This window comes from Rhizobium lentis (assembly GCF_014200175.1).
GTDB lineage: Bacteria > Pseudomonadota > Alphaproteobacteria > Rhizobiales > Rhizobiaceae > Rhizobium > Rhizobium mulingense.
In genome coordinates this window covers 76,767-96,957 of the sequence record NZ_JACHBD010000003.1, presented here as the reverse complement: position 1 = coordinate 96,957, position 20,191 = coordinate 76,767, and the positions used below count along the sequence as shown (strand labels likewise).

Genomic DNA, 20,191 nt, shown 5'->3' with positions numbered 1-20,191 from the left:
ATTCCTGTTGACATCGGAACATAGATCGAACAAATTGAAAACATAACGAGTAAAGGAGAGCCAAATGACTGACATGATCCGTGATATCGCAGCATTCACCTCCATCGCAATGTTCGTTGCCAGCTTCTCGCTCATCGTCATCGCGATCTAAAGTTTTCAGGGGACTGCATGGTCAGCATGCGGTTCGAACCCGGGACTTCTTCTGGACATCATCGCCCTCCATACCCGACAATGCATCTGATTCAATCGGTGATTGGGAAGGCATGTCATGGCGGATACGGTAAAGGCTTCGACGGGTGAGGCGATCGGCGACACGCCGGGCTTCATTCACCTGAGAGTCCATTCCGCCTATTCGCTTCTCGAAGGCGCGCTGCCGCTGAAGAAGATTCTCTACAAGGCGACCGCAGACAATCAGCCGGCTATCGCGATTACCGACACCAACAATCTGTTCGTCGCCCTCGAATTCTCGCAGAAGGCAATGGACGACGGTCTGCAGCCGATCATCGGCTGCCAAGTCTCGATCGACATGGAAGACGGGCTGGAGACCGAGAAACGCGGCGGCCAGCAGGCATTGGTCAAGCTGCCGTCGATCGTTCTTCTCGCAGCGACGGAGGCCGGATACGAAAGGCTGGTCGACCTCATCAGCCGCGCCTATCTCGGCGGTGAAGGCAATCAGGCCGTCCATGTCCGAACCTCCTGGCTGGAGGAGGCGGGCACGGAAGGGCTTATCGCCTTGACCGGCGCCCTGACAGGGCCGGTCGACGGGGCGATCAGGGATGGCCATCCCGCTCAGGCCGAAGCGCGGCTGCTCATGCTGAAGCGTCTCTTCGGCGACCGGCTCTATGTCGAACTGCAGCGTCATGGCACCTACGACAAACGGCATGAGCAGAAGATCGTCGGGCTCGCTTATGCCCACGACCTGCCGCTGGTCGCCACTAACGAAGCCTTTTTTCCCACGCGCGACGATTACGACGCCCATGATGCGCTGATGGCGGTTGCTCATAATGCCATCGTCTCCGACGACAGCCGCTTTCGTCTGACGCCGGATCATTATCTGAAGAGCCGCGCCGAGATGGCCAAGCTCTTTGCCGACCTGCCGGAAGCGCTGGAGAACACGATCGAGATCGCCAAGCGCTGCTCCTTCGTATTGAAGACGCGCAAACCGATCCTGCCGCGCTTCACGGGTGCGACCGACGACCCCGAGGAAGCCGAACGCGCCGAGGCGGGTGAATTGCGCCGCCAGGCGGTCGAAGGGCTGGACATGCGGCTTTCGACCCTCGGCATGTCGCCGGGTTACGAGGAAAAGGATTATCGCGAGCGACTGGAATTCGAGCTCAGCGTCATCGAACGCATGCGCTTTCCCGGCTACTTCCTGATCGTTGCCGACTTCATCAAATGGGCCAAGCAGCATGACATTCCGGTTGGTCCCGGCCGCGGTTCGGGCGCCGGTTCGCTGGTCGCCTACGCACTGACGATCACCGACGTCGATCCCTTGCGGTTTTCGCTGCTGTTCGAGCGCTTCCTCAATCCGGAACGCGTCTCGATGCCGGACTTCGACATCGACTTCTGCCAGGACCGCCGCGAAGAGGTGATCCGATACGTCCAGGCCAAGTACGGCCGCGAACAGGTGGCCCAGATCATCACCTTCGGTTCGCTGCAGGCGCGCGCAGCACTGCGCGACGTCGGCCGCGTGCTGGAGATGCCCTACGGCCAGGTCGACAAGATCTGCAAACTCGTGCCGAACAATCCGGCCAATCCGACGCCGCTCTCCAAGGCGATCGAGGAGGAGCCGAAGCTGCAGGAGGAGGCGGCCAAGGAGCCGGTGGTTGCGCGCCTGCTCGATATCGCTCAGAAGATCGAGGGGCTTTACCGCCATGCCTCGACCCATGCCGCCGGTATCGTCATCGGCGACCGACCGCTGTCCAAGCTGGTGCCGATGTATCGCGATCCGCGCTCCGACATGCCGGTCACCCAGTTCAACATGAAATGGGTGGAGCAGGCGGGCCTGGTCAAATTCGACTTCCTCGGCCTGAAGACGCTGACCGTCCTGAAGGTCGCCGTCGATTTCGTCGCCAAGCGCGGCATCAGTGTCGACCTTGCGGCCATTCCCCTGGACGACAAGAAGACCTACGAGATGCTGTCACGCGGCGAGACGGTCGGCGTGTTCCAGGTGGAAAGTGCCGGCATGCGCAAGGCGCTGATCGGCATGAGGCCGGACTGCATCGAGGACATCATCGCGCTGGTGGCGCTCTATCGTCCGGGTCCGATGGAGAACATCCCGACCTACAACGCTCGCAAGCACGGTGACGAAGAGCTGGAATCGATCCATCCGATGATCGACCACCTGCTCAAGGAAACCCAAGGGGTCATCGTCTATCAGGAACAGGTGATGCAGATCGCCCAGGTCCTGTCCGGTTATTCGCTCGGAGAGGCCGATCTTTTGCGCCGCGCCATGGGTAAGAAGATCAAGGCCGAGATGGACCAGCAGCGCGAACGCTTCGTCGATGGCGCCATCAAGAACGGCGTCTCGAAGCCGCAAGCCGACAATATTTTCGAACTGCTGGCGAAGTTCGCCAATTACGGCTTCAACAAGTCGCATGCCGCCGCCTACGCCATCGTCTCCTACCAGACGGCCTATATGAAGGCGCATTATCCGGTCGAATTCCTTGCCGCCTCGATGACGCTCGACATGTCCAACACCGAAAAGGTCAACGACTTCCGCCAAGACGCCAAGCGCCTCGGCATCGAGGTGATCGCCCCGTCGGTGCAGACCTCCTTCCGCCAGTTCGAAACCGGCGACAACCGCATCTATTATGCGCTCGCCGCTCTCAAGGGCGTCGGCGAATCCGCCGTCGACCATATCGTCGAGGTGCGCGGCGACAAGCCCTTTGCCGGCATCGAGGATTTCTGCCTGCGCATCGATCCGCGCCAGGTCAACCGCCGCGTGCTGGAAAGCCTGATCTTTGCCGGTGCCTTCGATTGTTTCGGTATGGATCGCGCCCAGCTTTCGGCCGGGCTAGATCGTATCCTTGGTTACGCCCAGCGCGCCCAAGAGAACAAGTTGAGCGGTCAGTCGGATATTTTCGGCAGCACCCTGACCTCGGGGCCCGAGAAGATTGCCCTGCCGCCGTTTTCTCCCTGGCTTGCCTCGGAGCGGCTGCTCAAGGAATTCCAGGTGCTGGGTTTCTATCTGACCGCCCACCCGCTCGATTCCTACAGCAATATCCTGCAGAAGATGCGGGTGCAGACCTTTGCCGAATTTTCCGCAGCGATCAAACAGGGCGCATCCAATGCGCGACTTGCCGGCACCGTCATCTCCAAGCAGGAGCGCAAGACCCGCACCGGCAACAAGATGGGCATCATCGTTTTTTCGGATTCGTCGGGCCAGTTCGAGGCCGTGCTGTTTTCGGAAATGCTGAACCAATACCGCGACATGTTGGAGTCCGGAAAATCCTTCCTGCTGACCGCGACCGGCGAGGAGCGGCCAGAGGGCATCGGTCTGCGCATCCAGACGATCCAGTCGCTGGAGGAAAAGTCGCTGCAGATGCAGAAGGCGCTGCGGGTCTATGTCCGCGATTCCGGGCCGCTGAAAATGGTTGCCGGCCACCTGAACGCCAAGGGCGACGGCCTGGTTTCCTTCATCGTCATCAAGGAAGAGGGCAAGCGTGAGGTTGAAGTGGCGCTGCCGGAGAAATACCGCATCACCCCGGAGATCGCCGCCGCTCTTCGCGCTGCCCCCGGCGTCGTCGACGTCGAGCTTGTGTGATAGCGACGCGATCGCCCCGGGGGGCGAGGTAGATCGCCAGCGGCGAAGTGGATCGCCGGGGGTAATGAACCTCACCCGGGGTGATTCACATCACCCAAGGTGATGGCCGTCAGCCGCGGGTGATGGTAATGAAATTCGTGCCTTCGCCGGTCTCCCGGCCGAGGCCGGTATCGGAGATCGTCAGCGTCGAGCCAGGCGCGATCAGCGCGTCAATCTTGCGGCGGGTCTCGTCGGGGATGGAAATCCGGCTCAGTGAACGGGCAATCGGCTTGCCGGTGACGATCGAGCTTTCCTGATTGCTGATCCCGAGCCGCTTCATCGTCTCGCGGGAGAGATTGTTTTCGAGCGTGATTCCGAGCCAGTCCGCCGTGCCGGTCTTTTCATCGACCGCCTGCAGGGTGAAGAAATGCGTGCCGAGCGCCAGCCCCGGATCGGCGATCGCCACCGGCGCCTCGAAGACCGGCTTGAACGCCTTTCGAACCATGATGACGCCGTTCGGTGGCTCGCCCTTGCCAGCCGCGGCATAGACGGCTTTTAGCAGCCTGTCGGAGATCAGGCTCTTATCGCCGGTAAATTCCGCCGGACGCAGCGTCTTGAAGGCCGTGACCGCCTGCACGGTCGCCGGACCGAGCAAGCCGTCCATATCGCCGGCGGAAAAACCGAGCTGATTGAGAAGGGTCTGAATGTCGATCACCGTCTCGCGCAGCGTCCGGCGCGTGATAAGCATGCTGATCGGCTCGGTTGGCGACTCGGTCTCATGCGTCGCATGCGGCTGCACCATCGGCATCGGCATCGGCATGGCGGTGGTATCGTTCATCGCCACCTGCACCGGCTTTTGCGGGCTGTCGGGCATGGATGGCCGCAATTCGACATCCGAAAGCAGCGGCATCGCCGCCGGCGCATCGGGATGGAAAAGGGTCGGATGGTCGATCGGCTGCGGCGCCAGCTCGCCGTCGCTGATGATGACGGGAATGCCGGGCTCGGTCATCCCATAGAGCATTTTCGCAAAGGCCCCGGGCATGCGCACGCAGCCGTGCGAGGCCGGGTAACGCGGGACGGAATTCGATTCATGCAGGGCGATGCCAGACCAGGTCAGCCTTTGCATGAAGGGCATCGGGGCGGCCGAATAGAGATTGGATTCGTGGTATTTCCGCTTTTCGAGCACCGAGAAAATGCCGCTCGGCGTCGTGTGCCCGTCCTTGCCGGTCGAGACCTTCGAGGTCGCGATGACCTCGGTGCCGTCATAGACCGCGAGCGACTGCTTGTTCTTCGAAACGAAGATCTGCAGCGTGCGCACATCCGCGGAAAAAGCAGGGTGCACGAGTGCGGTGGCCGACAGCAAGCCGAGGCCGAAGACGAAACGCGAGACCATGATTACCCAACCATACGCAATACTGGTCCGGCACATTATGGGACGAAGTTTAAGGAAGATTTTATGAGCTGAGCCGGTTGCCCGCCTCACGTGTTAGAGCATGTCTCGCAAAAGTGTGCGCGGTTTTGCGATAAAGACATGCGAGAAAATAAAGACCTAAAGCCTGCAAGCGAATCTGAAAGATCGCGACACGCTTTAGTGATCGCGCTTTCTGCTGCCGAAGGTGTAGCCGGTCTCGACCGTGTTCTTGCCGAACTTGTCGCGCAGCTTGTCCATCGCCGCTTCGGCCGCCGCCCGCCGGCCCGACTGCCGGTCGATGAGATCGGGCGGATCGGCGCGGGCGGCATCGCCGAGGTCGGTGACACCGATGCCGATCAGCCGGAATTTCGTGCCGTCCGTTTCCTTTTCGAGCAGCTCGAGCCCGATCCGAAAGATCCTGTCGGCCAGCTGGGTCGGGTCCTCGAGCTTACGGTTGCGGGTGCGCGTCTTGAAGTCGGCGCTCTTCAGCTTCAGCACGACGGTGTGGCCGGCGATGTCGCCTTTCTTCAGGCGCCAGGAGACCTTTTCGGAAAGATTGCGCAGAATCGGCACCAGATCGTGGTAGCGCGAGATGTCGTCGAAGAAGGTCGTCTCGGCCGAGACGCTCTTGGCGGCATCGTTGAGATGCACCTCGCGGTCGTCGATGCCGCGCGACAGGCGGGCGAGCCGCTGGCCGATGCTGCCGTAGCGGCGCATCAGGTCGTTCTCCTCCATCTGCTGCAACTGGCTGATGGTGCGGATGCCATCCGCTTCCAGCGTCGCGGCAAGGGCCTTGCCGACACCCCAGATCGTGGTGACCGGCCGCGGCGCCAGGAATTCGACCGCTTCCTCGCGGCCGATGACGGAAAAGCCGCGTGGCTTCTGCAGGTCGGAAGCGACCTTGGCGAGGAATTTGCAGTAGGAAAGTCCGACCGAAACGGTAATGCCAATCTCCCTTTCGACGCGCCGGGCGAATTTGGCGAGCGTGCGTGCCGGCGGGTCGTGATGCAGCCGCTCGGTGCCGCCAAGCTCCAGAAAGGCCTCGTCGATCGACAGCGGCTGCACCAGAGGCGTCAAATCCTGCATCAGCGCCCGCACCTGGCGCCCGACCCGAACATATTTCTCCATGTCAGGACGAATGACGACGGCCTGAGGGCATGCCTCCAGCGCCTTGAACATCGGCATCGCCGAGCGCACGCCGTGGATGCGGGCGATGTAGCAGGCGGTGGAGACGACGCCGCGTTTGCCGCCGCCGATGATCACGGGCTTGTCGGCAAGCTCAGGATTGTCGCGCTTCTCGACAGCCGCGTAGAAGGCGTCGCAATCGATATGCGCCAGCGTCAGTGCATGGAGCTCGCGATGGCGCACCAGACGAGGACTGCCGCAGGATGTGCAACGGCGCGCCTCGCCCTTCTGCTCGGCAAGGCAGTCGCGACAGAAGCCGGGTGTCTTGTCAGGCGCGGGCGTCATGGTGAGAACAAAGGTTGAACGTTGCGACACTACGCCTTAAGCTGACGAGTCTCAAGAGCAGGGGGAGCTTTGCCTTTGGATAACGATCTTCGTTTCGAGCCGGTGACGGCGGAACGCTGGTGCGACTTCGAAACCCTGTTCGGGCCGCAGGGCGCTTTCTACAATTGCTGGTGCGTGGCGCTGCGTCTGCCGCATGCGGCGAGGACGAAGATGACCGGGAACGAGCGCAAGGCGCATATGCAGGAGCGGATTGATGCGGGGCCGCCGCCGGGCATCCTCGGTTATGCCGATGGCGCGCCAGTCGCCTGGGTGCAGGTCGGGCCACGCCACGACGTGCCGCAGTTCAACTCGCCGCGCACCGTTTCTCGGCCGCTGGAGGAGGGCGATGCGCATGATCCGTTGATCTGGGCCGTCAGTTGCTTCTTCCTGCTGCCCAGGCTGCGCGGCAAGGGAATGAGCCATCGGCTGCTCGCCGGCGCGATCGATCACGCAAGGCGCCAGGGCGCAAGGCTGCTGGAGGCATGTCCGATCGACCACGTGAAGCAGTCGAAATCCGTGACGCTCTGCATCGGCTCGACGGCGATCTTTGCTGCGGCCGGCTTCGAGACTGTGGCAAGGCGCAAGGACGGACGGCCGCTCATGCGGCTGGAGTTGTGCGCCTGAACGTGCCGGAACGGAAATGCGCCTCGATCAGCTCAGCGGCATGCGTCCAGTCGATGGCGCGGGTGATGTCGTCGGCGGCTGGCGGCGCGAAACGATGGACCGGTGAATCCGGCATCAGATGAATGAGCAGGCAATCGGCCACGTGTTCCCTGACGGAATCCAGATTGTGCGCCATATCATCGATGAAAACGACGGGATAGGAGCGGCTGGCATGCAGCGCGTGGACGATCGGCCCCTTGGCCTGCTCAGTGGCAAGCAGCGGAAAGGCCAGCCCGGCGCTGTCCAGCAGGCGGCGGCGCTGATCCTGGAACCGTGGCGGCATCGCCGTCAGGAAAAGGATATCGGCCGCCTGCGAAAGCCGGCCGAGCGTTTCGACGACGTGGTCGACCGGCGTCTGCCACAGTTCCTGCGTTTCGAAAAACTCTTCGATCAGCCGGCTCACCTGGTTGCCCTCGATCTCCGCACCGTCCGCGGTCGAGACGATGTTGCCGTGCAGCCGGAACGATCGCGGCAGGAACGCATGACCCAGGCTTTGAAGAAAAAGCTGGAACGGATCGATGAACTGCAGCACCACATCGTCGACGTCACAAACGATCAGCGGCCGCTCGCCGAGGCGGATATGCGAAATATCGAGGTCGGTCACGCTCAGTATTCCCCGGAATCGAGACCCGGCGAGGAGAAATGCCGCCAGGCGGCGGTCACCGTCTCCGGGCTGAGGCCGCTCGCCGCGCAGAAGGCCATTGCCGTCGGTTCGTGGTTCATCAGGAAATCCATCATGCCGGCGAGGAAGCCGGGATCGTTGACGGCGCCGCGCACCTGTTCCGGCGCCACGCCGGTGAGCGCGAGGAAGCGGCCGAACATGTCGGGATCGCCGGCAAGCCAGCCGAGCACAGCGATCGCCGTCTCGTGCGGGTCGGCCGCCAGTTGTTTCGAAGTCTTGAAGTTGCTTTGCATTTCGAGGGGTAAGTTACCTTTTCTTCAACCAAATACCGCTAGCGTGCGCTATCGGTTTCACGGAGCTCTTCATCCGCATGTGTCTTGATCATGGGACGAACCGTTTCGCGAACGGACGTAGGGACAGCTTGTCATGCCCAAACAGGTGATGATTGTAGAAGATAACGAGCTCAACATGAAGCTCTTTCGCGACCTCATCGAGGCGTCCGGCTATACCACGATCCAGACGCGAAACGGCATGGAGGCGCTCGATCTGGCGCGCAAGCATCGCCCCGACCTGATCCTCATGGATATCCAGCTTCCCGAGGTCTCCGGCCTGGAAGTCACCAAATGGCTGAAAGAAGACGATGAGCTGCACGTGATTCCCGTCATCGCCGTCACGGCTTTCGCAATGAAGGGCGACGAGGAGCGGATCCGCCAGGGCGGCTGCGAGGCCTATGTTTCCAAGCCGATCTCGGTTCCGAAATTCATCGAGACGATCAAGACCTATCTGGGCGATGCCTGACGCATCGGAAAGACGCTTATGACTGCGCGAATACTGGTGGTTGACGATATTCCGGCCAACGTGAAGCTGCTCGAAGCGCGGCTGCTCGCGGAGTATTTCGACGTGATGACCGCCGCCGACGGCCACGAGGCGCTGGCAATCTGCGAGCGCAATCAGGTCGATCTGATCCTGCTCGACATCATGATGCCCGGCATCGATGGTTTCGAGGTCTGCGAGCGGCTGAAGGCCAGCAAGAAGACCGCCCATATCCCCGTTGTCATGGTCACCGCGCTAGACCAGCCGGCCGACCGCGTGCGTGGCCTGAAGGCCGGCGCCGACGATTTCCTCACCAAACCGGTCAATGATCTGCAGCTGATCTCCCGGGTAAAGAGCCTGCTGCGGCTGAAAACGTTGAGCGATGAGCTGCGCATCCGCGCCGACACCGCCCATACGATGGGCATGGGTGATCTGATGCGAACAGGCGAGGGTCGCGCCGACGAGGCCGGCCAGGTGCTGCTGGTCGATGGCCGCGCCAATTCGCAGGAACGCATCGTCAGGGCGCTGAAGCCCGTCGCCGATGTGCTCGCCCTCTCCGATCCGCAGGCAGCTCTTTTCGAAGCAGCCGAGAACGTCTTCGACCTCGTCATCGTCAACGCCAATTTCGACGATTACGATCCGCTTCGCCTCTGCTCGCAACTGCGGTCGCTGGAGCGCACACGCTTCCTGCCGATCCTGATCATCACCGAGCAGGGGGCTGATGAGATGGTCGTGCGCGCCCTCGATCTCGGCGTCAACGATTACATCATCCGTCCGGTCGATCCGAACGAGCTGGTCGCCCGCAGCCTGACGCAGATCCGTCGCAAGCGCTATAACGACCGTTTGCGCGCCAGCGTCAAGCAGACGATCGAGCTTGCCGTGACCGACCCCCTGACCGGCCTTTACAACAGGCGCTATCTCGACAATCACCTGAGCGTGCTCTTCAATCGCTCGATGGCGCGGGGCCGTCCGCTTTCGGTGCTGATCACCGATATCGACCGTTTCAAGCAGGTGAACGACACTTATGGCCATGACGGCGGCGACGAAGTCCTGCGCGAATTCGCAAACCGCGTCCGTTCGACCATTCGCGGCGCCGATCTCGCCTGCCGCTACGGCGGGGAAGAGTTCGTTGTCGCCATGCCGGACACATCGCCGGAAGTGGCTGCCGCTGTCGCCGAGCGCTTGCGCGCTGCGGTCGAGAGTGCCCCTTTCATGCTGAAGCACTCCGGAGAAGCGCTGAAAGTCACCGCTTCCTTCGGCATCGCCTCGCGGATGGGCTCGGTCCTGACTCCGGACCAGCTGATGAAGCAGGCTGATCTTGCTCTTTACGAAGCCAAGAATACCGGCCGCAATCGTGTGGTTGCCGCGGCTGCGTGACGAATCACCCGCACCCTCTACGGCTGTTTGCGGGTTTTCCACCGCCGTAAGCGAATTATTACCGATTTTTAAGCTTCGCCGACGCGACGCAGCCCTAAAAATTTGCAACTCAATGGCCCAAAAATGGACTCCAGGCGTTGCTGTGGATAACTGCGGCGTGCGACAGTTTCCGGAATGCCGGGCGGCGCTCGGAATGAAATGGGGACTATAAAAGAATGTCTGCTGACAAGAGGGTCAAATAGAGTGCGGCGGCGTCACCTCACGTAAGGGGAAGGGCGGCTTAAGTTATTAAGTTATATTGTCGAATATCTTCTGGGCGTTCGGCACTAGGCTTCTGAGGCAAGCAGAGGCGTCAAATCTTTGTGTGTGCCAAAACTGGACTTTTAACCATAGAATCAAGCTGAGAAAATTCATCATTAAGAATTTGTTGATTTTCTTTCATTTCTGCGCAAATTATCGGCTTCATAACAGAAGCGCTCCCATGGAGGAGCTGTCCGATACCCCATGATGCTCAGGTCCGCCGCATCTCCTGGGTCGTGGGGTCGGTCGGCTGGTAGGCAAGTCATAACGGTTCCTCGTGCCGTTTTGCATGCTGGCCGACCCCCTTTCAGGAAAACGCCGTCACTTCCCGAAAATGGAAGGGCGGCGTTTCTTGTTTGCGCTATCATCTCTCAAACGCAATCGTTCCGGACAATAAAAAACGCGCAACCCGAGAGCGCGCGCTTTTTGAAATCCGTTAGGCCAAGTGATTACTTGATCTTGGTTTCCTTGAACTCGACATGCTTCTTAGCAATCGGGTCATACTTCGTCTTCGTCATCTTGTCCGTCATCGTACGGCTGTTCTTCGTCGTGACGTAGAAGAAACCGGTGTCGGCTGTCGACAGCAGCTTGATCTTGATTGTTGTAGCCTTGGCCATGGTCGTCCTGCCTTTAAGAAAATGAAAGCCGTGGAAGCCGGATCGGGCTCCACGGCAAATTCTGGCGCGAAACTACGAATCCCGCCCGAAAAGTCAAGTCCGTTTTCGAATGAACATCAATCTGATGCCGGAAAGCATGGCGTAAAAGCCGAAGAAGGCGGCAATCGCCCAGGCGAAACCGTTATTTCCGGCGACATCGATTGCTGCGCCGATCGCCTGCGGCCCGGCCACGGTTCCCATCGCATAACAGAAGACGAAGGCGGCATTGGCCGCCGCTAGATCGGAACCGGTCAGACGCGAGCCGAGATGGCTGAGGCCGACCGTATAGAGGCCGGAGACGCAGCCGCCCCAGAAAAGCAGGAGTCCGGCCATCAGCAGCCAGTTGTCGACCAGCAACGGCAGCATCATCGAGCCGGTGAAGCCCATCAGCGCCATGCCGGCGAGAAGCGGCCGCTTGTCGGGGATGCGGTCGGAAAGCAGGCCGAGCGGGATCTGAAAGATGACGTTGCCGACGCCCATCATGGTCAGCAGAAGTGCGGCCTGCGATTCGGTAAAATGGGCGCGCACGGCAAAGATTGGGAAAAGCGACAGCCCGCCGGCTTCCACGGCGCCGAAGATGAAAACCGCCGCGGTCGCCGTCGGAACCAGGAAAACGTAGCGCATGAAATGCAGCTCCGGCTTTTCTTCCAGGATCGGGCTCTCGTAGCGGGCGATGTAGATCGGAATGGCGGCAAGCAGGATGGCGCCAGCGCCGACCAGGAAGGGGAAGATGCCATCGCTGCCGAGTAACGAAAACAGCAGCGGCCCGGCAGCAAAGCCCAGCGAAAGCACGGTCGCATAAATGCCGAGAACGAAGCCGCGCTTGGACGGCGGCGAGGCGGCATTGATCCAGAATTCGGAGAGGATGAACAGCGTCGTCGTTGCGCCGTGGAAGGCGAAACGCAGCGGAAACCACATCCAGAAATCCTGGGCATAATAGAAACCGAGCGCGCTGAGCGCCGAAATCAGCACAGCCCACAGCATTGTCGGTGCAACACCGTATGTATGGGCGAGCTTGGTGGTAACAGGCGCGGCGGCCATCGCCGCGATGCCTGCCATCGCGGTATTGAGCCCGATCAGGGTCGATGAGATGCCGCGTTTTTCGAGGATGATGCTGAGCAGCGGAAGTCCGAGACCGATTGCGATGCCGACGGCTGATATGGACGAGATGGCTGCCACCAGAGAAGGCCAATGGATTTCTTCGACATCGCCCGGTGTGCCGTTTCTCGGCTGAGACATTTATCCATCCTTAGAAAGCTTCGCGAGCGAATCGGCCGGTCGCTCCGCATAGAAAGACACGGACGTGCCAAATCCTGGTGACGAGCAGCGTTTCGCAGTATTTCCGATGTGAGTGACCGCCTGCAGAATGTAAAGCCTGTTCAGACAAGAAAAGCTTACCATGTCAAGTCGTTGAGGATCGACGACGCCCGCGTGTCGGTAGTGGTCGGTGGAGGGCAGCCACTACACGTTAAATATGTCTGGAAGGTGAAGGCATTCAATCCGGCCGCCGGGAAAGGTCGTAATCATCGGGGCCATCGCTCTCCCCGCCGAAACCGTGCATGCGCAGCGCCCATTGCAGGCCGATGACGCCGCCTTTGATCGGCTGGATCGAGGCAAGCGCGGTGACGATGGTGATCGGCGCCCAGATGGCGAGATGAACCCAAACCGGCAGAACGAAGGCCATGTCGGTCAACATGTAACCACCGACGAGGACATGGCCGAGGACGAGGATGACGATATAGGGCGGCAGATCGTCGGCGCGATGATGATGCATCGCCTCGCCGCAGGCAGCGCAGTGATCGACCGGTTTCAGGAAAGCGCGAAAGAGCTTGCCTTCGCCGCAGGCCGGACAGCGGTTCATCAGCCCGCGCAGGATCGAGCGCCGGAGCGGACGTTCGTTCTCGGGCGTGCCCCCGTAGCGGACCGTCGGATCGGTCTGTGTGCCCATCGCATGTTCCTTTTCAGCCCGAAAGCGTAGGGCTCCTGAATCAGGCTCGATGCTGGAGATGCATTAACGCCGTCCGCGCGGCGGCCTCGTGCCGGGCTTTTTGCGGACCTCGCCTCTGTCGCGGCGGCCGGCCTTGTGGAAGGAGCGCATCGCCGTCGGCATCTCGCGCCCCTCGCTCAGCATTTCGAAACGCAAAGCGCCGGCAAGCGGTATCGCCTCGGCAAGCTTCACGGTAACGCTGTCGCCGAGCCGATAGCCGAGCCCCGTGCGTTCACCCGAGAGCGCCTGATGCGCCTCGTCATAGATGAAATAGTCGCTGCCGAGCGTCGATATGGGGACGAAACCATCGGCGCCATAGTCCGGCAGAACGATGAAAAGCCCGGATTTCGTCACCCCCGAGACACGGCCGGCAAATTCCTCGCCGACCCGGGTGCTCAAGTGATGGGCGATCAGCCGGTCGATGGTCTCGCGCTCGGCCGCCATCGCCCGGCGCTCGAAGGTCGAAATTTCGGCGGCGATATCGTCGAGAGCGGCTTCTTCGTCCGGCGTGATGCCGCCCTCGCCGAAGCCGAGCGAGCCGACGAGCGCGCGATGCACGATGAGATCGGCGTAGCGGCGAATCGGTGAGGTGAAGTGGGCGTACTTCATCAGGTTGAGGCCGAAATGGCCGATATTCTCAGGGCTGTAGATCGCCTGGCTCTGCGAGCGCAGCACCATCTCGTTGACCATGGTCTGGTGCGCCGTGCCCTCCGCCTTCGCCAGAATGCCGTTGAAGCTATTGGCGCGCACGTTGCCGCCTTTGGCGAGCGAGATGCCGAGGGTCGCCAGGAACTCGCGCAGGACTTCCTGCTTGGCCAGCGTCGGGGCGTCATGGATGCGGTAGACCAGGGCCTGGCGCTTCTTTTCCAGCGTCTCGGCGGCGGCGACGTTCGCCTGGATCATCATCTCCTCGATCAGCTTGTGCGCGTCGAGCCGCGGCGGCACGAAGACACGATCGACCGTGCCGTCGGGCTTCAGCAGGATCTTGCGCTCCGGCATGTCGAGTTCCAGCGGCTGACGCCGGTCGCGTCCGCGTTTCATCACCTCATAGGCGTGCCAGAGCGGCTTCAGGATCGGCTCGAGCATCGGTCCGGTCTTGTCATCGGGCTTGCCGTCAATCGCCGCCTGCGCCTGCTGGTAGGAAAGCTTGGCGGCGCTCTTCATCATGATGCGATGAAACGTATGGCCGATCTTGCGGCCTTCGCCGGAGAAGCTCATGCGCACCGCAAGCGCCGGGCGGTCGACGCCTTCCTTCAGCGAGCAGAGATCGTTGGAGATTCGCTCCGGCAGCATCGGCACGACCCGATCCGGGAAATAGACCGAGTTGCCGCGCTTCAGCGCCTCGCGGTCGAGCGGCGAATTGGGCCGGACATACCAGGAGACGTCGGCGATCGCGACGGTGACGATGACGCCGCCGGGATTGTCGGGGGAGGGGTCGAGCTCGGCATAGACGGCGTCGTCATGATCCTTGGCGTCGGCCGGATCGATGGTGATCAGCGGCACGTCGCGCCAGTCCTCACGATGCGACATCGTCGCCGGTTTTGCCGCTTCCGCCTCGGCCATGACGGCGGGGGGAAAGACATGCGGGATGCCATGGGCATGGATGGCGATCATCGAGATCGCCTTTTCCGAGCCGACGGAGCCGACGACGGACAGAACCTTGGCGCGCGGCAGGCCGAAGCGGCCGAGCCGGGCGATTTCGACCTCGACCAGGTCGCCATCCGCGGCACCCCCGGTGAAATCGGGATCGATCACCATCTCCTCGCCGCGCCGCTCGATCGGCAGCAGCCGCCCGCCGCCGCCGGGCGCGGTGCGGAAAACCCCCATCGAGGCGCCGCGGCGCCTGTCGATCACCTTGATGATGCGCGCCGTATAGGCCGGCCCGCCGCGATCGACGGCCGGGAAGATCTTTGCCAGGATACGGTCGCCGAGGCCGGCGACGGGCGCCTTGCCCTTGCCCTGGCGGCCTGCCGGCGATTGCTGGCGAATGGCGACGGCAGGGGCGACACCCTGCTCCTCCGGCCATTCCGCCGGCCGGCCGATGAGATCGCCGTCCTTGTCGCGCGTGGTGATATCGAGAACGGTAACGGGCGGAAGGGCACCGGGACGGATGAGCGACTTGCGGCTCTTCTGCAGCATGCCCTCCTGTTCGAGCTCCTGCAGCAGATGCTTGAGCTCGACGCGGCTGTCGCCCTTCAGCCCGAAAGCCTTGGCGAGTTCACGCTTCGAAGCCTTCTGCGGATGATCGGCGATGAAGCGCAGGATCACCTCGCGCGAGGGCAGCGCGCCGTGGATAATGTTCAGCGGCTCGACGGCGGGAGCATCCTTGCCGGCGCGGCCGATCTTGCCCGGGCGTTTGCCCGCGAGGTTCGTTCTTTCGCGCGGTGTCCTGCTCACTTCAGCCCTTTTTCGATTTCGCCGGCGCTTTCGCCTTCGTTGCCTTCGGCTTGGCGGCCGTCTTGGTGGTCTTGGCTTCGGCCGCAGCTGCCTTCGGCTTGGCTTTTGCCCTTGCCGGCTTTCCGGCGGGGGCCTTGCCGGCCTTTTCAGTGATCAGCGCCAGCGCTTCTTCGACGGTGATAGCCTGCGGATCCTTGCCCTTCGGCAGGGTCGCGTTGACCTTGCCCCAGTTGACATAGGGGCCGTATTTGCCGTCACGAACGGTGATGGCGCCGCCGTCTGGATGATCACCGAGCGTCTTCAGCGCCGCCGGCGTGCCACGGGCACCTCGGCCCGGCGCCTTGTTCGCCTTTTCGGCGATGACGGTCACGGCGCGGTTGAGGCCGACCGAGAACACGTCCTCGACGGTTTCCAGATTGGCGTAGGAACCATCATGCAGGAGGAATGGCCCGTAACGGCCGATGCCTGATGAAATCATCTTGCCGGTTTCGGGATGTTTGCCGATATCGCGCGGCAGCGAAATCAGCGCCATCGCTTTTTCATAATCGATATCTTCCCGCTTCCAGCCTTTCGGTAGCGAAGCGCGTTTGGCCTCCTTGCCGTCGCCGCGCTGGATATAGGGGCCGAAGCGGCCCGAACGCAGCGTCAGTTCCTCGCCGGTCGTCGGATCGGTGCCGAGGTTCTTAGGCTCATTGAGGGCGGCCCCTTCCGCTTCTCCGCCGTTTTCGGAGGAGAGTTGGCGAGTATAGTTGCATTCCGGATAGTTCGAGCAGCCGACGAAGGCGCCGTATTTGCCGAGCTTCAGCGACAGGTTGCCTGTGCCGCAAACCTGGCAGATCCTGGGGTCGCTGCCATCTTCGCGCTTCGGGAAGACCAGCGGCGCCAGCGCCTCGTTCAGCGAATCGAGCACGTTGGTGACGCGCAATTCCTTGGTGTCCTCGATCTGCGCGAAGAAATCCTTCCAGAAATCGCGCAGCACCTGCTTCCAGTTCAACTCGCCGGCCGAAATCCGGTCGAGCTTTTCCTCGAGGTCGGCCGTGAAGTCGTATTCGACATATTTGGTGAAGAAGCTCTCGAGGAAGGCGGTCACCAGCCGACCCTTGGCCTGCGGGATCAGCTTGCGCTTGTCGATCGTCACATAGTCGCGGTCGCGCAGCGTCGCCAGCGTCGCCGCGTAGGTGGAGGGCCGACCGATGCCGAGCTCTTCCATCTTCTTGATCAGCGAGGCTTCCGAATAACGCGGCGGCGGTTCCGTGAAATGCTGCGTCGAATTGATCTTCTGCTTGGCGAGCGTCTCGCGCGCATTGATCTCCGGCAGGCGGCCATCCTCGTCGCCGTCGTCGCTCTGCTCGCCGTCCTCCTTCTGGTCGGTATAGGCGGCGATGAAGCCGTCGAAGCGGATGACCGAGCCGACGGCACGCAGGCCGGCCTTCTCGCCCTTGTTGTCGGCGGTGATTTCAGCCGTTGTGCGCTCGATCTCGGCGGACGCCATCTGGCTGGCGATGCCGCGCTTCCAGATCAGCTCGTAGAGCCGGATCTGATCGGCGTCGAGGAATTTGCGCAGACGATCGGGCGAGCGGTAGAAATCGGTCGGACGGATCGCCTCGTGCGCCTCCTGGGCGTTTTTCGCCTTGGTCGAATAGAAGCGCGCCTTCTCAGGCAGATAGCGTTCGCCGAACTGGTCGAGGATGGCGCGCCGCGCAGCGTCGATCGCCTCGGGCGCCATCTGCACGCCGTCGGTTCGCATATAGGTGATGAGACCGACCGTCTCGCCGCCGATATCGACGCCTTCATAGAGCTTCTGGGCGATCTGCATGGTGCGCGAGGCGGAGAAGCCGAGATTGGAGGAGGCGGCCTGCTGCAGTGTCGAGGTCGTAAACGGCGGTCCCGGGTTGCGCTTGACCGGCTTCGCCTCGACCGTGTCGACGATATAGCTCGCGCCTTCGAGCAATGCCTTCAGGCGGCCGGCATCTTCGCCGTTGCCGATGGCGCGCGGCGGCAGCCGTTTGCCGTTCGCCGAAACCAGCCTTGCCTCGAACTCGTCGCCGCGCGGCGTCTTCAGAAGTGCGGAGAGATTCCAATATTCTTCCGAAATGAAGCGCTCGATCTCGGATTCACGGTCGCAGACCAGACGAAGCGCCACCGACTGGACGCGTCCGGCCGAACGCGCGCCGGGCAGCTTGCGCCATAGGACAGGCGAAAGATTGAAGCCGACGAGATAGTCGAGCGCGCGGCGCGCCAGATAGGCGTCGACCAGCGGCACGTCGATGTCGCGCGGGTCGGCCATCGCGTCGAGCACCGCCTTCTTGGTGATCGCGTTGAAGACGACGCGCTTGACCGACTTGCCGTTCAGCACCCGCTTCTTGTTCAGCATGTCGAGCACGTGCCAGGAAATCGCTTCGCCTTCACGATCCGGGTCGGTCGCCAGAAACAGACCGTCGGAGGATTTCACTGCGTCGGCAATGTCCTTCATCCGCTTGGCCGAGGCCCCATCGACCTCCCAGAGCATTTCGAAATCCTGATCGGGGAGGACCGAGCCATCCTTGGCAGGCAGATCGCGCACATGGCCGAAGGAGGCGAGCACTTTGTATCCCGAACCCAGATACTTGTTGATCGTCTTGGCCTTGGCAGGCGATTCCACCACTACAACATTCATGATGATTCTCTAAAAAAGACTCCGCGCCGGCGTGGAAGCCAGCGCAACACGCAACGCAACTTGGATACTGGCCCTCCGACATGGACAGGGAAATCGCTGTGGTCAAGGGGTTTGCTACAATTTTACTTCTTGCGTACGGTGCAAGCGAGGGAAGATCGTGCGTAGAATACAATTTAAGATGGCGCGCCTGTTGAATTCGACACGCGGCTGCTGCAACTCCCGAGGCGGCTCTCTTATATCGCGCGAAGCTCAATCGGAAAGCGAAACGAGGCCGCCCTGATGCCGATGCAGCCTGCCTGATATGTCGAATTCCAGAAGAATGAGATAGACGGCGGATGCCGGAAGGCCGGTGTGGCGGATGACGTCGTCGATCTCGACCGGCGTCGGTCCGAGCGCATCGATGATGCGCATCCGGTCTGAATCGCCGGGCGGCATCGTTATTGGCTTGCTATCGCCTGCCGGCTCCTCCGCCCTCGACGAGGGGAACAGCTCGAGCTGCGCCAGCGGCGCCAGGGCCTCGATAACATCGGCAGGTTCGGTAACGATCGAAGCGCCGTCCTTCAGCAGGCCGTTGGTGCCGTGACAGCGCGGATCGAGCGGTGAGCCGGGCACGGCAAACACCAGGCGGCCGAACTCGCCGGCAAGGCGTGCGGTGATCAGTGAGCCCGAGCGCGTCGCCGCTTCGACGACCACGAGACCGAGCGCGATGCCGGCTATCAGCCGGTTCCGGCGCGGAAAATCGCGGGCGCGGGGCTCCCAGCCGAACGGCATTTCGCTGATCGCCAAGCCGTTGCCCTCGGCGATCTCCTCAATGAGGCTGAGATTCTCCGGCGGGTAGGGCTTGTCGAGGCCGCCGGCAAGGGCCGCGATCGTGCCGGTCTCGAGGCTTGCCCGGTGCGCTGCCGTGTCGATGCCGCGCGCCAGGCCGGAAACGATGGTGTAACCCGCCCGGCCGCAGTCGCGCGCCACCATCGCCGCGAATTTAGCGCCGGCAATCGAGGCGTTGCGCGAACCGACGATGCCGACGGCCGGCCGCTTGGCGGCCGCAAGCGCGCCCTTGACAGCAAGCAGCGGCGGCGCGCCGTCGATCTGTTTGAGCGCCTGCGGATAGTCCGGCTCGCCGATGCCGACAAAGCGGGCGCCGAAACGATGCGCCGCCTCCAGTTCCCGATGCGCCTCGGCCTCGCTGGCGATGCGGATTGCCCGGGTTGCGCCGCCGCGCGCCGAAAGCTCCGGCAGCGCCGCGAGTGCCACCTCGGCCGAACCGAAATGATTGATGAGGTCGCGAAAGGTCGCAGGGCCGACATTGTCGGAACGGATCAGGCGCAGCCAGGCAATCCTCTGCCTTTCGCTCAGCACCGTGCCTTTTGATCCCGCGCTCGGCGCGTCCATTATCCCTTCGCCCCGATCTTGCTTTCCGTCCCGCCCATCAGCCGGGAGATATTGGCCCTATGTTTCCAGTAGGAGATGATAGTCATGAGGGCCATGACCGCCGCCACCTTTTCATTGCCGAGGATCAACAGGGCAACCGGAATGACGAGCATGGCGACGAGCGCCGATAGCGAGGAGTAGCGGGTGGTCACGGCAACCGCCAGCCAGACGGCGGCGAAGAGCACGACCATGATCGGTGCGACGCCGAGAAGGGTGCCGATATAGGTGGCGACGCCCTTGCCGCCCTTGAAGCCGATCCAGACCGGGAAAAGATGGCCGACGAAGGCGAAGAAGCCGGCGATGATAGCGGCCTCTTCACCAAGGAAATAGCCGACGATCCAGGCTGCCGCCGATGCCTTCAGCGCATCGAGCAACAGCGTCGCCGCGGCGAGCTTCCGGTTTCCGGTTCTCAGCACATTGGTTGCGCCGATATTGCCGGAGCCGATGCTGCGTACATCGCCGAGGCCGGCCGCGCGCGTGAGGATCAGACCGAAAGGAATGGAGCCGAGGAGATAGCCGATGACGGCCGCGGCAAGTGCGATCGGCAGCGTGATCTGCCATGACATGAGATTGGATAACATATGCCCCCTCGGCCCTCCGATGGCCTGTCCTCAGTCCAGCCGG

General features: G+C 62.0%; 15 protein-coding genes. 4 read left to right on the top strand and 11 right to left on the bottom strand.

Features of this window, described 5'->3' with window-relative positions; all coding sequences use genetic code 11:
• Positions 1 to 268 precede the first annotated feature (268 nt).
• Entirely contained in the window at positions 269 to 3,766 is a 3,498-nt protein-coding gene (dnaE, locus tag GGI60_RS08600; RefSeq protein ID WP_183914811.1) for a DNA polymerase III subunit alpha, read from the top strand.
• A gap of 109 nt (positions 3,767 to 3,875) precedes the next feature.
• Here the strand turns inward: dnaE and GGI60_RS08595 are convergent, their stop codons facing one another.
• Together GGI60_RS08595 and GGI60_RS08590 are read right to left on the bottom strand one after the other, a co-directional pair.
• Positions 3,876 to 5,138, bottom strand: a complete 1,263-nt coding sequence (locus GGI60_RS08595) for a L,D-transpeptidase family protein (protein ID WP_183914809.1) — start codon at positions 5,136 to 5,138, stop codon at positions 3,876 to 3,878.
• 195 nt (positions 5,139 to 5,333) lie between these two features.
• A complete protein-coding gene (locus GGI60_RS08590) occupies positions 5,334 to 6,626 on the bottom strand; it encodes a DNA polymerase IV (RefSeq protein ID WP_183915460.1) in 1,293 nt (430 codons plus the stop codon).
• Between the two features lie 75 nt (positions 6,627 to 6,701).
• On the opposite strand from GGI60_RS08590, the gene GGI60_RS08585 reads away from it, so the two are divergent.
• Complete coding sequence (locus GGI60_RS08585) at positions 6,702 to 7,289, top strand: GNAT family N-acetyltransferase (protein WP_183914807.1); 588 nt, start codon at positions 6,702 to 6,704, stop codon at positions 7,287 to 7,289.
• Here GGI60_RS08585 and GGI60_RS08580 read toward each other — a convergent pair.
• Positions 7,264 to 7,932 (bottom strand): hypothetical protein, encoded by a 669-nt coding sequence (locus GGI60_RS08580; RefSeq protein WP_409527252.1) that lies wholly within the window; start codon positions 7,930 to 7,932, stop codon positions 7,264 to 7,266. The two genes, GGI60_RS08585 and GGI60_RS08580, sit on opposite strands and share 26 nt — an antisense overlap.
• Positions 7,933 to 7,934: 2 nt before the next feature.
• On the bottom strand, positions 7,935 to 8,243 hold the full coding sequence (locus GGI60_RS08575) for a DUF3572 domain-containing protein (protein WP_183914805.1): 309 nt from the start codon (positions 8,241 to 8,243) through the stop codon (positions 7,935 to 7,937).
• A 133-nt stretch (positions 8,244 to 8,376) separates the two neighbouring features.
• On the opposite strand from GGI60_RS08575, the gene GGI60_RS08570 reads away from it, so the two are divergent.
• Positions 8,377 to 8,748 (top strand): response regulator, encoded by a 372-nt coding sequence (locus GGI60_RS08570; RefSeq protein ID WP_003547430.1) that lies wholly within the window; start codon positions 8,377 to 8,379, stop codon positions 8,746 to 8,748.
• An 18-nt stretch (positions 8,749 to 8,766) separates the two neighbouring features.
• Complete coding sequence (locus tag GGI60_RS08565) at positions 8,767 to 10,140, top strand: PleD family two-component system response regulator (protein WP_183914803.1); 1,374 nt, start codon at positions 8,767 to 8,769, stop codon at positions 10,138 to 10,140.
• Between the two features lie 749 nt (positions 10,141 to 10,889).
• Here GGI60_RS08565 and rpmG read toward each other — a convergent pair.
• The 7 genes from rpmG to plsY all read right to left on the bottom strand — a co-directional run bounded on the left by rpmG (position 10,890) and on the right by plsY (position 20,148).
• Entirely contained in the window at positions 10,890 to 11,057 is a 168-nt protein-coding gene (gene rpmG / locus GGI60_RS08560) for a 50S ribosomal protein L33 (protein ID WP_003587245.1), read from the bottom strand.
• A 93-nt stretch (positions 11,058 to 11,150) separates the two neighbouring features.
• Positions 11,151 to 12,335, bottom strand: coding sequence for an MFS transporter (locus GGI60_RS08555; protein WP_183914801.1), 1,185 nt, complete (start codon positions 12,333 to 12,335; stop codon positions 11,151 to 11,153).
• Between the two features lie 256 nt (positions 12,336 to 12,591).
• A complete protein-coding gene (locus tag GGI60_RS08550) occupies positions 12,592 to 13,044 on the bottom strand; it encodes a DUF983 domain-containing protein (protein WP_183914799.1) in 453 nt (150 codons plus the stop codon).
• 63 nt (positions 13,045 to 13,107) lie between these two features.
• Positions 13,108 to 15,480 (bottom strand): ribonuclease R, encoded by a 2,373-nt coding sequence (gene rnr, locus GGI60_RS08545; protein ID WP_183914797.1) that lies wholly within the window; start codon positions 15,478 to 15,480, stop codon positions 13,108 to 13,110.
• Between the two features lies 1 nt (position 15,481).
• Positions 15,482 to 18,136 (bottom strand): type I DNA topoisomerase, encoded by a 2,655-nt coding sequence (gene topA, locus GGI60_RS08540; protein ID WP_183914795.1) that lies wholly within the window; start codon positions 18,134 to 18,136, stop codon positions 15,482 to 15,484.
• A 249-nt stretch (positions 18,137 to 18,385) separates the two neighbouring features.
• Positions 18,386 to 19,528, bottom strand: a complete 1,143-nt coding sequence (gene dprA / locus GGI60_RS08535; RefSeq protein ID WP_183914793.1) for a DNA-processing protein DprA — start codon at positions 19,526 to 19,528, stop codon at positions 18,386 to 18,388.
• On the bottom strand, positions 19,528 to 20,148 hold the full coding sequence (gene plsY / locus GGI60_RS08530) for a glycerol-3-phosphate 1-O-acyltransferase PlsY (RefSeq protein WP_183914791.1): 621 nt from the start codon (positions 20,146 to 20,148) through the stop codon (positions 19,528 to 19,530). Before plsY ends, dprA begins: the two co-directional genes overlap by 1 nt.
• Positions 20,149 to 20,191 lie beyond the last annotated feature (43 nt).

Bases quoted from the DNA above. Each gene is read 5' to 3' on its own strand.
- dnaE (WP_183914811.1), top strand. From the start codon at position 269: ATGGCGGATACGGTAAAGGCTTCGACGGGTGAGGCGATCGGCGACACG.
- GGI60_RS08595 (WP_183914809.1), bottom strand. From the start codon at position 5,138: ATGGTCTCGCGTTTCGTCTTCGGCCTCGGCTTGCTGTCGGCCACCGCA.
- GGI60_RS08590 (WP_183915460.1), bottom strand. From the start codon at position 6,626: ATGACGCCCGCGCCTGACAAGACACCCGGCTTCTGTCGCGACTGCCTT.
- GGI60_RS08575 (WP_183914805.1), bottom strand. From the start codon at position 8,243: ATGCAAAGCAACTTCAAGACTTCGAAACAACTGGCGGCCGACCCGCAC.
- GGI60_RS08570 (WP_003547430.1), top strand. From the start codon at position 8,377: ATGCCCAAACAGGTGATGATTGTAGAAGATAACGAGCTCAACATGAAG.
- GGI60_RS08565 (WP_183914803.1), top strand. From the start codon at position 8,767: ATGACTGCGCGAATACTGGTGGTTGACGATATTCCGGCCAACGTGAAG.
- rpmG (WP_003587245.1), bottom strand. From the start codon at position 11,057: ATGGCCAAGGCTACAACAATCAAGATCAAGCTGCTGTCGACAGCCGAC.
- GGI60_RS08555 (WP_183914801.1), bottom strand. From the start codon at position 12,335: ATGTCTCAGCCGAGAAACGGCACACCGGGCGATGTCGAAGAAATCCAT.
- GGI60_RS08550 (WP_183914799.1), bottom strand. From the start codon at position 13,044: ATGGGCACACAGACCGATCCGACGGTCCGCTACGGGGGCACGCCCGAG.
- topA (WP_183914795.1), bottom strand. From the start codon at position 18,136: ATGAATGTTGTAGTGGTGGAATCGCCTGCCAAGGCCAAGACGATCAAC.
- dprA (WP_183914793.1), bottom strand. From the start codon at position 19,528: ATGGACGCGCCGAGCGCGGGATCAAAAGGCACGGTGCTGAGCGAAAGG.
- plsY (WP_183914791.1), bottom strand. From the start codon at position 20,148: ATGTTATCCAATCTCATGTCATGGCAGATCACGCTGCCGATCGCACTT.